Raw genomic sequence first — 902 nt, forward strand, 5'->3', positions numbered from 1 at the left:
CTCCTGGACGATGCGTTCGAAGGGCACGTCCTGATGCGCGAACGCATCCAACGCAACCCCCCGCACCTCCCGCAACACCTCACGAAAACTCGACTCCCCCGACACCCCACACCGCAACGCCAACGTATTGACGAAAAACCCCACCAACCCCTCCAACTCCGTCCGCGTACGCCCCGCCACCGGCGTACCCACCACCACATCCCCCTGCCCCGTAAACCGATGCAACACCCCACAAAAACCCGCCAACAACGCCATGAACAACGTCGCCGACTCCCCCTCAGCCACCTCACCCAACCGACCCACCACACCCGACGACACCCGCACCGGAACCGAATCACCCGCAAACGAACTCCGCACCGGACGCCCACGATCCCCCACCACATCCAACGCCGGCGCCCCCGCCAACCGACCACGCCAAAAATCAACCTGCCCCGCCACACCCCCACCCGACAACCACTCCCGCTGCCACACCGCAAAATCCGCATACTGCACCGGCAACACACCCCACCCCGGCACCCCACCCCCACTCAACGCCCCATACGCCTCACCCAACTCCTCCACCAACACACCCAACGACCACCCATCCACCACAATGTGATGCACACACAACACCAACACCCACTCATCCACCCCACACCGCAACAACCGACCCCTCAACAACGGCCCACACGACAAATCAAACCCCCGACCCGTCTCCTCCTCCACCACCGACCACACCCCACCCTCACCCACACCCGACACATCCACCACCGGCAACGACACCCCACCACCAGGCAACACCACCTGCTCCACCACACCCCCCACACCCTCACGAAACACCGTCCGCAACACCTCATGCCGCTCCACCACCAAACCCAACGCACCCTCCAACACCCCCACATCCACCACACCCCGCAACCGGA

Annotated in this window: 1 protein-coding gene; it reads right to left on the reverse strand. The window is 64.3% G+C overall.

The features are described from left to right. A partial coding sequence (locus tag DY218_RS24275; protein WP_233521881.1) for a condensation domain-containing protein occupies nucleotides 1-902 on the reverse strand: 902 nt, incomplete at both ends.

The organism is Streptomyces triticagri (assembly GCF_003429565.1).
In the GTDB taxonomy this organism is placed as follows: domain Bacteria; phylum Actinomycetota; class Actinomycetes; order Streptomycetales; family Streptomycetaceae; genus Streptomyces; species Streptomyces triticagri.